Origin of the sequence: Pectobacterium aroidearum, assembly GCF_041228105.1 — a bacterium.
GTDB classification, from domain to species: Bacteria; Pseudomonadota; Gammaproteobacteria; order Enterobacterales; family Enterobacteriaceae; genus Pectobacterium; species Pectobacterium aroidearum.
The window spans coordinates 1,571,342-1,585,289 of sequence record NZ_CP166097.1; the positions used below are offsets into that span (position 1 = coordinate 1,571,342).

Annotated in this window: 11 protein-coding genes; 9 read left to right on the forward strand and 2 right to left on the reverse strand. The window is 52.3% G+C overall.

What is annotated here, in order from left to right:
• Positions 1 to 347: 347 nt before the first annotated feature.
• Positions 348 to 1,109 (forward strand): phospholipid-binding lipoprotein MlaA, encoded by a 762-nt coding sequence (mlaA, locus tag AB8809_RS07080; RefSeq protein WP_015841016.1) that lies wholly within the window; start codon positions 348 to 350, stop codon positions 1,107 to 1,109.
• 362 nt (positions 1,110 to 1,471) lie between these two features.
• Positions 1,472 to 3,055 carry a malate dehydrogenase (quinone) gene (mqo, locus tag AB8809_RS07085; RefSeq protein ID WP_180777622.1) on the forward strand — a complete coding sequence of 528 codons (1,584 nt, stop codon included), beginning with the start codon at positions 1,472 to 1,474 and terminating at the stop codon, positions 3,053 to 3,055.
• 121 nt (positions 3,056 to 3,176) lie between these two features.
• Here mqo and fadL read toward each other — a convergent pair whose 3' ends face one another.
• The gene (gene fadL, locus AB8809_RS07090; RefSeq protein WP_349855800.1) at positions 3,177 to 4,463 is read right to left on the reverse strand and encodes a long-chain fatty acid transporter FadL; all 1,287 of its coding nucleotides are present in this window, start codon (positions 4,461 to 4,463) and stop codon (positions 3,177 to 3,179) included.
• Between the two features lie 388 nt (positions 4,464 to 4,851).
• Between fadL and AB8809_RS07095 the strand changes: the two genes are divergently transcribed.
• From AB8809_RS07095 to fadJ, 7 genes are all read left to right on the forward strand, one after another.
• Positions 4,852 to 5,148, forward strand: a complete 297-nt coding sequence (locus AB8809_RS07095) for a YfcZ/YiiS family protein (RefSeq protein WP_015841013.1) — start codon at positions 4,852 to 4,854, stop codon at positions 5,146 to 5,148.
• Between the two features lie 254 nt (positions 5,149 to 5,402).
• Positions 5,403 to 6,419, forward strand: coding sequence for an ATP-binding cassette domain-containing protein (locus tag AB8809_RS07100; RefSeq protein ID WP_349855798.1), 1,017 nt, complete (start codon positions 5,403 to 5,405; stop codon positions 6,417 to 6,419).
• Complete coding sequence (locus tag AB8809_RS07105; protein WP_129705454.1) at positions 6,409 to 7,071, forward strand: methionine ABC transporter permease; 663 nt, start codon at positions 6,409 to 6,411, stop codon at positions 7,069 to 7,071. Before AB8809_RS07100 ends, AB8809_RS07105 begins: the two co-directional genes overlap by 11 nt.
• A gap of 70 nt (positions 7,072 to 7,141) precedes the next feature.
• Positions 7,142 to 7,996: a MetQ/NlpA family ABC transporter substrate-binding protein gene (locus AB8809_RS07110; protein ID WP_349855796.1), complete on the forward strand. Its 855-nt coding sequence runs from the start codon at positions 7,142 to 7,144 to the stop codon at positions 7,994 to 7,996.
• Positions 7,997 to 8,057: 61 nt separating this feature from the next.
• The gene (locus tag AB8809_RS07115; protein WP_182099871.1) at positions 8,058 to 9,257 is read left to right on the forward strand and encodes a M20 family metallopeptidase; all 1,200 of its coding nucleotides are present in this window, start codon (positions 8,058 to 8,060) and stop codon (positions 9,255 to 9,257) included.
• Positions 9,258 to 9,447: 190 nt separating this feature from the next.
• Positions 9,448 to 10,761 carry an acetyl-CoA C-acyltransferase FadI gene (fadI, locus tag AB8809_RS07120; RefSeq protein WP_349855794.1) on the forward strand — a complete coding sequence of 438 codons (1,314 nt, stop codon included), beginning with the start codon at positions 9,448 to 9,450 and terminating at the stop codon, positions 10,759 to 10,761.
• Complete coding sequence (gene fadJ / locus AB8809_RS07125) at positions 10,758 to 12,941, forward strand: fatty acid oxidation complex subunit alpha FadJ (RefSeq protein WP_349855792.1); 2,184 nt, start codon at positions 10,758 to 10,760, stop codon at positions 12,939 to 12,941. Before fadI ends, fadJ begins: the two co-directional genes overlap by 4 nt.
• Here fadJ and AB8809_RS07130 read toward each other — a convergent pair.
• Positions 12,934 to 13,944 (reverse strand): spore coat U domain-containing protein, encoded by a 1,011-nt coding sequence (locus AB8809_RS07130; RefSeq protein WP_180777625.1) that lies wholly within the window; start codon positions 13,942 to 13,944, stop codon positions 12,934 to 12,936. The genes fadJ and AB8809_RS07130 overlap by 8 nt on opposite strands.
• Between the last annotated feature and the right edge of the window lie 4 nt (positions 13,945 to 13,948).

The window sequence follows — 13,948 nt, forward strand, 5'->3', positions numbered from 1 at the left end:
AGCCAACGTAGCGATGGAGCCATAAAATGTTACACTGTTGGCCGATATCCCGTCCTTGTCGCTCAGTCTGATAGGCTGGGGCTGATACTGGGAATACCCATTTTCGGTCGCGGGTATATACCCTAAATAATTCGTGTTGCAGGCCGGCGGTAAGTGAAGGAATCCCGATGAGCTTACTTAAGTAAGTGATTCGGGTGAGTGACAAATCTGCCAGAGGTAGATTTGAACGCTGCTTGCAGCGGCCCCAACGGGGCGAGGTGCACGTAAGTGTGCCGAGTAACGTAACCAACACACATGCAACGTGAAGTATGACGGGTATAGCACACTATAAATCAGGGAGAACAGATATGAATTACCGCCTGAGTGGGGTGGTGTTTGCCAGCGTGTTACTGATCGGCTGCGCCAGTTCCGGGGATCGCGATCAAGAAGGTCGTTCCGATCCGCTTGAAGGCTTTAACCGTACCATGTTCAGCTTTAACTATGACGTTCTGGATCCTTATCTGGTGCGTCCTGCTGCTGTTGCCTGGCGCGATTATGTACCGAAGCCTGCGCGTAATGGACTGGGGAATTTCTTCAGCAACCTCGAAGAGCCTGCAACGATGGTGAACTATTTCGTTGAAGGCAAACCGTATAAAGCGATGATTCACTTTAACCGTTTCTTCCTGAATACCTTGCTCGGGATGGGCGGTCTGATTGACGTCGCGTCAATGGCGAATCCGAAACTGGCGAAAGAAGAGTCCCGCCGTTTTGGTAGCACATTGGGTAATTATGGCGTGGGTTACGGGCCTTATGTCGTGGTGCCCGGCTACGGTAGCGTAACACCTCGCGAAGACGGCGGTGGCGTCGTAGACACGCTGTATCCGATGCTGAGCTATCTGACGTTCTGGATGTCGGCGGGCAAGTGGGCTATCGAAGGGATAGAAACGCGAGCGCAGCTGTTGGATTCCGATGGTTTGCTGCGTAACTCTTCCGATCCTTACCTGATGATGCGTGAGGCCTACTTCCAGCGGCATGATTTCCTTGCCAGCGATGGGCAAATCACCCCGCAGAAGAACCCAAATGCTGCAGCGATTGAAGACTCGCTCGACGAGATCGATTCAGCGAAATAGTCTTGCATCGTCTCGCTCCTTTCACAGGCACCTTCGGGTGCCTTTTGCTTTTATAAAACACTGCTAAACTTATCGTTACCCCACTGATTCTGTGGTTTGTTTCTTAAAAGTTATTACTTTGTTGTCCGTTTATTTACTTACTAAAATTTATTTCCTTTCGTCAGATAACAATAATGCAACGTCGTTAACCGCTATTGATGTTCACGGTGGCTGAAATGTGTCAGCACGCTGATTTTTTTGTTAGCAAGGTGATTAACAAAAAGGTCATAAGAATGATGCCTTTTGCTGATGGTGGCACGGTCGTGTGTTAATGAATGCCTGGAATTCTATTTACCTGCACTTATAAAAATAGAGATATAAGCATGAAAAAACTACTTGCTATGTTCTTCTGCCTGACCGTGGTGGTTAACGCCCCACTGGCGATGGCTGAAGATGCTAAAACGACAGAGAAGACAACGGATGTGGTACTGATCGGCGGGGGTATTATGAGCTCTACGCTGGGTGTGTATTTACAGGAGCTGCAACCGGACTGGTCTATCGATATGGTTGAGCGTATGGATAACGTGGCGGAAGAGAGCTCTAACGGCTGGAATAATGCCGGTACGGGTCACTCGGCCTTCATGGAACTCAACTACACGCCGGATAATCCAGACGGCCCAATCAATATCAGCAAAGCGCTGGAAATTACTGAGGCCTTTGAAGTCTCGCGCCAGTTCTGGTCCTATCAGGTGAAAAACGGCGTGCTGAATAACCCGCACTCTTTCATCAATAGCGTGCCACACATCGCTTTTGTCTGGGGTGATGAGAACACCACTTTCCTGAAACACCGCTATGATGCGATGCAGCACAGCACGCTGTACCGTGGCATGGAGTTCTCTGACGATCCTAATACGATCAAAGAGTGGGCGCCGCTGGTGATGGAAGGTCGCGATCCGGCGCAGAAGATTGCGGCGACTCGCATGCCTATTGGTACCGACGTGAACTACGGCGAAATTACTCGTCAGCTGGTTGACGCGATGAAAACCAAGTCCAACTTTGCGCTGCACCTGAATTCAGAAGTTCGTGATATCAAGCGTAATGCGGACAATACCTGGAGCGTGACTTACGCCGATCTGAAGAACGGTGAGAAAGAGAGCGTGATTAAGGCGAAGTTCGTCTTTATCGGTGCGGGTGGGGCGGCACTGCAACTGTTGCAGAAAACCGGTATTCCTGAGGCCGATCTGTACGGCGGCTTCCCGGTTGGCGGTGAATTCCTGGTGACAGAAAACCCGGAAATCGTGAAGCGTCACATGGCAAAAGTGTACGGTAAAGCCTCCGTGGGTGCGCCGCCGATGTCCGTTCCTCATCTGGATACGCGTATTTTTGACGGCAAGCCAGTCCTGCTGTTTGGGCCATTTGCTACTTTCTCCAGCAAGTTCCTGAAAAACGGTTCGTTGTGGGATCTGATCGGTTCTGTGACTTTCTCCAACGTGATGCCGATGACGCACGTCGGTCTGGATAACTTCGATTTGGTGAAATATCTGATCGGTCAGGTCATGATGGATGACGACGATCGCTTCGCGTCATTGAAGGAATACTTCCCGAATGCGAAGAAAGAAGACTGGAGACTGACGGTTGCTGGCCAGCGCGTGCAGATTATCAAGAAAGATGATGATAAAGGCGGCGTACTGAAGCTGGGTACTGAGATTGTCAGCTCTCAGGATGGCTCGATTGCTGCGCTGTTGGGTGCCTCTCCAGGTGCTTCTACCGCTGCGCCGATTATGCTGAGCCTGCTGGAAAAAGTGTTTAAAGATAAAGTCGCGACACCGGAATGGCAGAGCAAGCTGAAAGAGATTGTTCCGTCTTATGGTCAGAAGCTTGACGGCAATATTGAAATGACCAATAAAATCCGCAGCTACACCAGCAGCACGCTGGGTCTGGATTATATTGAGGTTAAACCTGAGTAATCGGTATTAACTAGAAAGAATGACAATAAGGCCGCGAAAGCGGCCTTTTTTGTGCCAATTCAAGCAATAAAAAAGCAGGTAAGTCGCCTTACCTGCTTTATTACGTTCTGACTGAGGACAATTAGAACGTATAGTTAAAGTTTGCGCCGTACAGCCAGGCAGAACCTTTAGACGTGAAATCATAGTGTACTGCGCTGAAGGCGCCTGGGGCTGCTTCGGCTACACTGACACTTTTACCACGCATGTAGGAAACGCCTACATCCACTGACATATCTTTATTAAAGGCATAGGTTGCTCCTGCGCTTAACCAGAAACGATCCTGATCCGGAATGGAGATGGAACGTTTGTCGGCAGGTACTGGGCTGTCATCAAACGCGATACCGCCGCGGAACGTCCAGTTATCGTCATGATAATAGGTCGTGCCGAGTGCAATCCGGTAAACATCGTGGAAGCTTTCATCTTTCTGGAACAGCGTCTGCCCGTTGCTGCCTGTTGCTCTCAGCTCCTGGAACTGGCTCCAGCTGGTATAGGCAAGGCTATAGTGCACAGCCCATTTAGGTGCCACGCGGTGGTAGGCAGAGGCTTCCCACATCTCCGGCAGATTGAGTGTCAGCTTACCGGGAACGGTTGCACCACCAAGACCGCCCAGACCACCCGGCAATTGGTTGCTGTAATCGCCGTTAAAGTCGATATCCACCTTCGAGCGGTAAGTCAGGCCGACGCGGTTGTTTTCATCGATTTCATACAGGATGCCGGCATTCCAGCCGTAGCCCCACTCTTTGCCTTCTAATTTCGCTATTTCAGTACCGCGAGGCAGAGCGCCATTAATTGGCGGTAGCGTATTGAGATCGCCGAGATGACGCGTAATTTTTGCATCTGCATAAACGGCGTTAACCCCTAAACCGAAGCTAAAATGCTGGTTCAGACGATAAGCGGCGCTCAGGTTCAGGTTTGATGTCAACAGATCGGTTTTTCCACCGATAGAACCTGCGGCATAGGTATCGTTGAATTCCGTTGCCAGCCCATAGTTGGTGGTGGCGGAAGCACCAATCGCCCATTGTTCATTCAGCGGCATGATGAAATGCAGGTTCGGTACCCAGGCGTGCGGCGCGATATTCTTAGCGCTGGCATCATTGCCTGTCAGTCGGTTTGAACCGCTTACATCAATATCCGGGTTGATATAGGTGACACCGCCGGAGAATGACGGGCGGTCAAACATGGTCATGGTCGCCGGGTTACGGCTGCCGGAGGCCGCATTGTCGGCTACAGCACCTTCACCAGAAAATGCACGTCCCAGACCCGATGAGGAGTATTCATTTAGCTGGAAACCAGCTGCTGACACATTTGCTGAAAACAGGGCCACCGCAACAGCAATTGTGGATTGTTTGAACAGGTTTTTCTGGTTCATGACCAAAACCTCTTTATATGCTTGTTATTTAACGTTGTTACACGGGGTAACAAGGGACGCGCATTGTAGGGGGCGCACTCAGCCTGACAAATCAGACCAGTTGCCAAAGTATAAGTTGGGAATACGCCAATGTTGCGCTTGTGTATTAAAAATATTTCCAAAATGATGCAAAATTTAGATCTGCTTAACGTTTTGGTTAATTTGTGTGAAGAGATATTACCCGGTTTTTACTGCTGCATAACACCTTAATGTGATTGATATCACTAAAATTACAGGGTGGCATGAAGTGCTGGTGCTGCTTTAGGAGGAGGGAGTAAAATATAAGGAAGATACAAATATTTGAACTGGATCAAATCTCCCGCATCTTAAGTCTTAAGAGGAAAGTAGCATGACGAACGTAATCAACAAATGCAGTGCTGAGGAAACCGCAGCGTGTTGCTGTGTCGATGTCGGCACAATCATGGATAACACCGATTGCACGGCGTCTTACAGCAAAGTTTTCAGCGATCGTTCTGATGCTGAAGCGGCGTTGGCCGCGTTGACGGAAAAAGCGCGCGCGGTAGAATCTGAACCTTGCGACATCGTCAGCACGCTGGAAGAGGTAGACGGCGGCGTGAAACTGGACATCGATTTTACGTTCAGCTGCCAGGCTGAAACGATGATTTTCCAGCTCGGTCTGCGTTAAGTATTTTTCTGGTAGGCACTGGTTTATTATGCCTGCCAGATGTTTTTCTCTCCACTCACGTGTATTTCCCTTTCCTACGGTCTTTCTGTTGTTCGCATTGATAATGTGTTGTACCGAATTACGCCTCGTGTTTCCCTCTCTCTTCTTCCGTTAGCAAACAATCGCAATTGGATAGTATTTTTTGTTTCTGGCAGATAACTCTGTGATTCTATTTAATTTCAGTATTATTTCTTTATACAAAATCGAGTCCTGTTTTGATCAGTTTTGAGCATGTTAGCAAGTCGTTTACGACACAGGGTAAAACGCTGTATGCCGTGAAAGATGTCACATTGGACATTGATAGAGGAGAGATTTTCGGCATCATCGGGTTCAGCGGAGCAGGAAAAAGTACGCTGTTGCGTCTGGTTAATTTGCTGGAAACGCCAACGGAAGGGAAAGTGACGATTAACCAGCAGGATATCACTTTGCTTTCCTCAGACGCCCTGCGCCAACTCCGGCGTCGCATTGGCATGGTCTTCCAAACGTTCAATTTATTTCAGTCGCGAACGGTAGCGGGTAATGTTGCTTGGCCGCTACGCTTGGCGCGTATGAATCGCCAACAGATACAGCAGCGGGTTGACGAAGTGCTGCGCTTTGTCGGCCTGGAAGATAAGAAGGATCACTATCCCGAGCAGCTTTCCGGCGGGCAGAAACAGCGCGTCGGCATTGCCAGAGCGCTGGTTAGCTCACCGGATATTCTAATTTGCGACGAGGCGACTTCAGCGCTGGATCCCGAAACCACGGAGGATATTCTTCAGTTGCTGGAGAGTATCAATCGCCAATATCACATCACGATCTTGTTGATTACGCATGAGATGAATGTGATCCGCCGCATTTGCCACCGGGTTGCCGTCATGGAACAAGGTCGGGTTATCGAACAGGGACGTGTGGTCGATATTTTCACCCGTCCTGAGCATAAAACCACGCGTAACTTTGTGCGCTCAATTTTTAACGATCGTTTACCTCCTCGGTTATTGCAGACGCTGCAATCACGCCATTCCGGTTCGCTATACCAGCTCATTTTTCATGACGGCTCAACCAGTGTACCGCTGTTGTCACAAACGGCACGTCTGCATCCGCTTATCGATTACAACATTATTTACGGCAATATCAGCGAGTTACAGGGAGCGTTGTTCGGCAGCCTGATTGTGGAGTCGCCAGACAGTATTGCTGCCGCGCTGGAAACGCTGGCGCAAACGGTGGAAGTCAGGGAGGTGAGTCATGAGGGTTGATTGGACGACATTCTGGCAGACGCTGCTGGTCGCTACTGGTGAAACGTTGGCGATGGTATTAGTGACGTTGTTATTTGCCAGCGTTCTGGGCATTGGTTTGGGCTTGTTGCTATTTCTAAGCCGTACGGGAGGATTATTTGAAAATCGCGTGCTGTTTGTGTTGTTGAATCTGGTTATCAACATTGTGCGGCCCATTCCGTTCATTATTTTTCTGGTGGCGGTGAGCCCCATGACACGCATGGTTGTGGGAACCACCATCGGTATTGCTGCTGCTATTTTCCCAATGATTCTGGTTGCCGCTTGCGCGATTGCGAGGGTAGTGGAAAACAATCTGATGTCGGTCGATCCCGGCATGATTGAAGCCGCACGCGCACTGGGTGCGACCCCTTTGCAGATCATTACGGGAGTACTGATTCGGGAAGCGCTGGGCCCGCTGATTATGGGGCTGACATTTATTACTGTTGCTCTGGTCGATTTCTCTGCCGTTGCTGGAATGGTTGGCGGCGGTGGATTGGGCAATTTGGCAATGACCTACGGCTACAACCGGTTTAACACCTCGGTCATGGTTGTCACAGTGGTGATTCTGATTGTGCTGGTTCAACTGGCTCAACATGCTGGCAACTATTTTTCCCGCCGTATCATGCGGCGCTAACACCCCATGGCGACGGTGGAGTTAAGTTGACGATATTTCACTGGGTTTTCATTTAATTAAGGAGTGAACAATGACATGGCAAAAAATGGTATTAGGAACGCTGTTGACGCTCTCCTTACAGGCTGGCGCAGCACAAAAGCCTGTGGATGTAACCATCGGCGTAGCGGGAAGTGAAGACGCATATTGGAAGGTGCTTTCGCAAAAAGCGAAAGCGGAGAACATCAACATCAAACTGATCAGTTTTTCGGACTATGCATTACCTAATAAAGCGCTGGCTAACGGTGATGTCGATCTTAACGCGTTTCAACATTTGGCTTTCCTCAGTCAGTTCAACGTGAATAACCAACTCACGATTGTTCCGATCGGCGCGACACAAATTGTGCCTATGGCGCTGTATTCGGAGAAATACCGCGAGCTGAAGGATATTCCGCAGGGGGCGCAAATTGCCTTGCCAAACGATCCGTCCAATCAAGGACGTGCACTCAAGGTGCTGGAATCATCCGGCTTGCTCACGTTGAAAGACGGTGCGGGATTGCACGCGACACCTGACGATATTATCGAGAACCCACGCAAGCTGAAAATTCTGCCGGTGGTAGCACAACAGACCCCGCGCGTGCTGGCTGATGTGGCAGCATCGGTCATCAATCAGGGCGTGGCGGTGGATGCAGGTTTGCCTGCCGACAAGATCCTATTTCAGGACGATCCTACTGCGCCGTCTGCTTTACCTTATGTAAACGTGTTTGCCGCTCGAGAAAAGGATAAAGACAATCCGGTCTACCAGCGGATTGTGGCGCTATATCACCAGCCTGATGTGATTGCAGCAGTGAAAGAGGATACAAAAGGCGTCGCGGTCGTCGTGGATCTACCCGCTAAAGATTTGCAGGACAAACTTAACCAGCTTGAAGACGATTTGAGAAAGCAATAAACCTATCTTTTATTCAAATTATTCATATGGCTAGCGTAATGATGACATCAGGAGGCGAAGAATGAGTGAGTTAATTTCCCATCATCGGGGCATCATCCGATCGCATTTTGAACAGACCGCACAGAAATATCTCCAGGTTAGCCATCAGATCCATGCCCGCCCCGAACTGGGCAATCAGGAGTATTTTGCCGCAGAAACCCTGACGGACCTGCTTCGTGACGCCGGTTTTACCGTAACGCGGGATATCGCCGGGCATGAAACGGGCTTCGTGGCACACAAAGGTTCGGCGAACAGCGGGCCACGGATTGGCTATCTGGCCGAATATGATGCGCTGCCGGGATTGGGGCACGCCTGCGGCCACAATCTGATTGGCACGAGCAGCGTGGCGGCCGCGATTGCGCTCTCTCACGTCGTGGATCAGACGGGGGGAGAGGTGTGGGTATTTGGCACACCGGCGGAGGAGGGCGGCGTTAACGGCAGTGCCAAAGGCAGCTTTGCGGATGCGGGCATATTTGATGGTATTGATGCTGCGTTGATGATTCACGGCTCGGGTAAAACGCAACTGACCTCTGCCAGTCTGGCTGTCGATCCGTTGGATTTCCATTTTACTGGCCGAGCGGCACATGCTTCAGCGTCTCCGGAAGAGGGGATTAACGCGCTGGATGCGGTGATTCAACTCTTTACCGGTATCAACGCGCTGCGGCAGCAACTGCCGGGCGATACGCGTATCCACGGTATTATTACCCACGGCGGAGAAGCGCCAAATATCATTCCTGAATATGCGTCTGCACGGTTTTATATTCGAGCCTCAACCTGGCAGCGTGCGCAGGCCGTCAGTGAAAGAGTTCGGGCGGTAGCGGAAGGTGCTGCATTGGCAACGGGGAGTACGCTGAAGGTTGAACGATTCCAAAATCCCGTTAAGGATTTGATTACTAATAGACCGCTGGATACCATCGTGGGAGAAGAACTGGTGGCGTTGGGAGAAACGCTCTCCGACCAGCCACGTCGTGGCCTTGGTTCCACGGATGCAGGTAACGCCAGTCATGTTATCCCCGTCAGCCATTGCTATATCAAAATTGGCCCTGACGATCTGGTGGCGCACACGCCTGCGTTTCGTGATGCCGCCATTTCCCTACAGGGCGATCAGGCGCTGCTGGTGGCCGCACAGGCTCTGTCGCTCTCGGGTTACCGCTTATTGACAGAACCTTCCCTGCTGGAAAGTGTGAAAGCAGACTTTCGCCGCACGCATTCCCTCACCTGATGTAATCAATACCGAGATGGCTGCTGAAATCACTACTCAGCGGTCATCTCGTCTGTTCTCCTCGCGGACAGTGGCATGTTCTTCACACTTTTATGTTGCGCAGCTTTGCGTAATGTAACTATCTGGTTAACAATGAAATCAGGTCTGACCTGTTGTGCGTGCACTTTATTTTCGGTTAACAGGAGCGTTTATGAGCGAGGTATTACCTCTGATAACCCGCCGTGGCGATCGCATTGCGTTCGTGAGCGGATTACGCACCCCATTTGCCCGGCAGGCAACGGCCTACCATGGCGTACCGGCCCTCGAGTTAGGGAAGCTCGTCACCAGTGAATTACTGGTTCGCACGGGTATCGATCCTGAATTGATCGAACTACTGGTGTTTGGACAAGTGGTTCAAATGCCTGAAGCGCCGAATATCGCCAGAGAGATCGTACTTGGCACGGGCATGAGTGTGCATACCGATGCCTACAGCGTGTCGCGTGCCTGCGCGACCAGCTTTCAGGCGGTTGCCAACGTGGCGGAAAGCATTATGGCGGGGACGGTGGAAGTCGGTATTGCTGGCGGCGCAGATTCCTCTTCCGTGCTGCCTATTGGTGTCAGCAAAGCGCTGGCCAGAACGCTGGTGGATATGAACAAAGCCAGAACGCTGGGCCAGAAGTTAAAGCTGTTAAGCGGCCTACGCCCGAAAGACCTGCTGCCAGTTGCCCCCGCCGTGGCGGAGTATTCCACCGGGTTGCGTATGGGCGACACCGCTGAACAGATGGCAAAAACCTACGGCATCACGCGTGAAGAGCAGGATGAGTTGGCGCTCCGTTCGCACAAGCTGGCGGCCCAAGCCTGGGAATCTGGCGTGCTGCGCGATGAAGTGATGACGGCTTATGTCCCGCCTTATGAGAAGGCGCTGAGTGAAGATAACAATGTGCGCCATGATTCCGCACTGGAGCAGTATTCCCGTTTACGCCCGGCATTCGATCGCCGGCATGGCTCCGTGACGGCGGCGAACAGTACGCCGCTGACGGATGGCGCGGCGGCCGTGTTGATGATGAGTGAATCTCGAGCCAAAAGTCTGGGACTCACGCCGCTAGGCTACCTGCGTAGTTATGCATTCAGCGCTATCGGCGTGCAGCGTGATATGTTGCTGGGGCCGGCTTATGCCTCTCCGCTTGCGCTGGCAAGGGCTGGAGTGAAGCTGGCTGATTTGACGCTCATTGATATGCACGAAGCCTTTGCCGCCCAGACGCTGGCAAACCTCAAACTGTTTGCCAGCGATGAGTTCGCCCGTCATCAACTGGGTAGGAATGCCGCGCTGGGTGAGGTAGATCGCGCTAAGTTCAATGTGCTGGGGGGCTCCATTGCCTATGGACACCCCTTTGCGGCCACCGGCGCGAGGATGATTACCCAAACGCTGAATGAACTGCGCCGTCGCGGCGGCGGACTGGGATTAACCACCGCCTGCGCGGCGGGCGGGCTGGGTGCGGCAATGGTACTGGAGGTGACGCCATGAACGATCAACAGCCTTTCTCTGCCATAACGGAAAGCCCCTCTGCCTTTTCCCTCACGATTCGGCCGGATAATATCGGTGTGATCGGCATTGACGTGCCCGGCGAGAAGGTAAACACGCTAAAAAGCGAATTTGCGCAGCAGATTCTTTCGGTCTTCGAGCTGGCGCGACAACATGCGACGCTCAGGGGGTTGATCCTGATTTCTTCCAAACCTGATTCGTTTATCGCGGGTGCGGACATCACCATGTTGAACCAGTGCCGCAGCGCTGAACAGGCTGAAAATCTGGCAAAGCAGGGACAGGAAACCTTTGAGCAGATTGCTGCATTACCGTTCCCCGTGGTGGCCGCGATTCACGGCGCTTGTCTGGGCGGCGGGCTGGAACTGGCATTAGCCTGCGATTATCGCGTTTGCTCGCTGGATGAAAAAACGGTGCTGGGGTTACCGGAAGTGCAGCTTGGACTCCTTCCCGGATCAGGCGGAACGCAGCGTTTGCCGCGGTTGATTGGTCTGGATAGCGCGTTGGATCTCATTCTGACCGGTCGCCACCTCCGCGCGAATCAGGCGTTACGGCAGGGGCTGGTCGATGAGGCCGTTCCGCACGATATCCTGCTGGATACCGCAGTCGAGATACTCAAAAAAGGAAAACGTAAAGTGGAGCCGCTTGGCTGGCGGTCGCGCCTGCTGAGCAGTCCGGGCATTCGCCATGTACTTTTCAAGATGGTGAAGCGCAAAACCCGTGCGAAAACACACGGCAACTATCCGGCTACTGAAAAGATTATTCAGGTCGTGCGCCGGGGAGTGGAAAAGGGTCGTGAAGAAGGATACCGACAGGAGGCGCGAGCGTTCGGTAAGCTGGTGATGACGCCGGAATCTGCCGCGCTACGCCATTTGTTCTTTGCTTCCAACGCGTTAAAGAAAACCACTGGTGCAGCCTCTGACGCGAAACCGATCCACTACGTCGGCATTCTTGGCGGCGGGTTGATGGGAGGAGGGATCGCCAGCGTGACGGCGACGCGCGGGCAGTTGCCGGTGCGGATTAAAGATATCAATGAGCAGGGTATCAACCATGCATTGAAGTACAACTGGCAACTGTTGACCCAGCGCGTTCAGCGTAAACGGATGAAGCCGACGGAGCGTCAGCGGTTGATGACGTTGATTTCCGGCAGTACCGATTATCGCGGGTTTGAACATGCGGATATTGTCATTGAGGCCGTGTTCGAAGATCTGGCGCTGAAGCGGCAAATGGTGGCGGAGATTGAAGATCATGCCGCGCCGCATACGATTTTCGCATCCAACACCTCATCGCTGCCGATCCATCAGATTGCAGAGGGCGCGCGCCGTCCACAGCAGGTTATTGGGCTGCACTATTTTAGTCCGGTAGACAAAATGCCGCTGGTTGAAGTGATTCCTCATGCTCATACCAGTGCCGAAACGGTGGCGACGACGGTTGCTCTAGCCAGAAAGCAGGGAAAAACCGCGATCGTCGTGGGTGACAGCGCCGGTTTTTATGTGAACCGCATATTGGCTCCTTATATCAATGAAGCGGCTTACTGCCTGCTGGAAGGCGAGCCAATTGAATCGATAGACTATGCGCTGGTGCGCTTTGGTTTCCCCGTTGGCCCGTTTGCGCTGCTTGATGAAGTCGGCATCGATGTCGCGACCAAAATTGTGCCAGTGTTAAGTGAAGAACTGGGCACTCGTTTCACCTCCCCGCCCGCGTTTGATGCGATCCTGAAAGATGGGCGCAAAGGGCGTAAGAATGGGAAAGGGTTCTATCGATACAATAAAACGCGCCGTTTCTGGCAGACGGGGAGGGAGGTTGATAGCTCAATTTACCCGCTGCTGGATGTGACGGCAAAGGCTCACATCGACCCTGCGCTAATTAGCCAGCGTGGCGTAATGATGATGCTGAATGAGGCGGCGCGTTGTCTGGATGAAGGCGTGATTCAATGTGCGCGCGATGGTGATATCGGGGCGGTCTTTGGTATTGGTTTCCCACCGTTTCTTGGCGGACCGTTCCACTACATGGATCGTCTGGGGATGGAAACCGTCGTGAAAACACTACTGGTGCTGCAACAACAGTATGGCGATCGGTTCGCGCCCTGTGAGCGTTTGCTTGCGATGCGGGAAGGTCAGCGGACGTTTTATCCGCCAACCGATGAGGACGATAGCGCTAGTTAATTGTGACGTTGATCGTGACGGTGTCTTTATACGCCCCCTCCGGCTTGCTGGCCTGACTGGCGTTAATGCGGGCGGTGTACGGGATACTCTGTGTAATCCCCGAACCCGTCCCGCTGTAATCGTTCGTCTCGGTCCAGGCGATATTCCCGGTGCGATAGAACTGATATTGCAGGTAGTAGGGCGTGCCGCCGACGGTGGCTGTCATTCTGCGCCAATTGGCATCGTCAGGGTGGGTACTGACCAGCTTGACGGTATACGCGCCCAGCAGCGTACAGCGAACGCCGAGGCTATTGTTGACATCCGCAAAATCGGCGGGAAATGCCGCAGTACCAAAGCTGATATTCGGTGCGTTGGTGATCTGGCAATCATTGGTGATGTTCATGGTGATATTGAGGGTTGACGTCGTTGAGCCCTCATCGTAAATGCAGAGGCCTAATGCACCCAGCGCACACAGTCGGTAATCCCATTTGATGGTCACTGTGTCGGTATAGGTACCGGCGGAAATGTTGTTACCGGTACTGGTGCGGATATAGATCGGCATTGTGCCGTCAGTGGAATTGAACAGGCCTAATATGTCCAGAAAGGTAGTCCGGCTCCAGGTGTAGGACGAGTTGATGTTATAGAGCGTACCGCAGCCGGAATCCATACACAGGCTGTAAGGAACGTAATCTGTGCTTGTCCCTCTGCGCAGCCGCATGGTGGTTCCGCTGGGGTTGCTGTCACTCTGTATCGTCGCGGTGATGGTATTGGGACTGATTAAACTCAACACACTCCCCGTACAACGAAACCCGCTTCCCGATGCCACGATCTGTGGTGATCCGTTAACACCGACAACGGAAGAACCATAAGGCCCCAGCGTGGTGTTGCTGGGGGGCGTGGTACAGGCGGCATAGCCAAAAGGCGCGTAATAGAATGTCATCATGAGCAAGGGCAGACGCAACCAACGGATAGTCTGCCAGTTGGCGGAAAAGGTGAAAGGAATCTTCGGTATCGGATTCAGCATCGTT

Excerpts from the sequence above, each read along its gene's own strand:
- mlaA (WP_015841016.1), top strand. The coding sequence starts at position 348 with ATGAATTACCGCCTGAGTGGGGTGGTGTTTGCCAGCGTGTTACTGATC.
- mqo (WP_180777622.1), top strand. The coding sequence starts at position 1,472 with ATGAAAAAACTACTTGCTATGTTCTTCTGCCTGACCGTGGTGGTTAAC.
- fadL (WP_349855800.1), bottom strand. The coding sequence starts at position 4,463 with ATGAACCAGAAAAACCTGTTCAAACAATCCACAATTGCTGTTGCGGTG.
- AB8809_RS07095 (WP_015841013.1), top strand. The coding sequence starts at position 4,852 with ATGACGAACGTAATCAACAAATGCAGTGCTGAGGAAACCGCAGCGTGT.
- AB8809_RS07105 (WP_129705454.1), top strand. The coding sequence starts at position 6,409 with ATGAGGGTTGATTGGACGACATTCTGGCAGACGCTGCTGGTCGCTACT.
- AB8809_RS07110 (WP_349855796.1), top strand. The coding sequence starts at position 7,142 with ATGACATGGCAAAAAATGGTATTAGGAACGCTGTTGACGCTCTCCTTA.
- AB8809_RS07115 (WP_182099871.1), top strand. The coding sequence starts at position 8,058 with ATGAGTGAGTTAATTTCCCATCATCGGGGCATCATCCGATCGCATTTT.
- fadI (WP_349855794.1), top strand. The coding sequence starts at position 9,448 with ATGAGCGAGGTATTACCTCTGATAACCCGCCGTGGCGATCGCATTGCG.
- fadJ (WP_349855792.1), top strand. The coding sequence starts at position 10,758 with ATGAACGATCAACAGCCTTTCTCTGCCATAACGGAAAGCCCCTCTGCC.
- AB8809_RS07130 (WP_180777625.1), bottom strand. The coding sequence starts at position 13,944 with ATGCTGAATCCGATACCGAAGATTCCTTTCACCTTTTCCGCCAACTGG.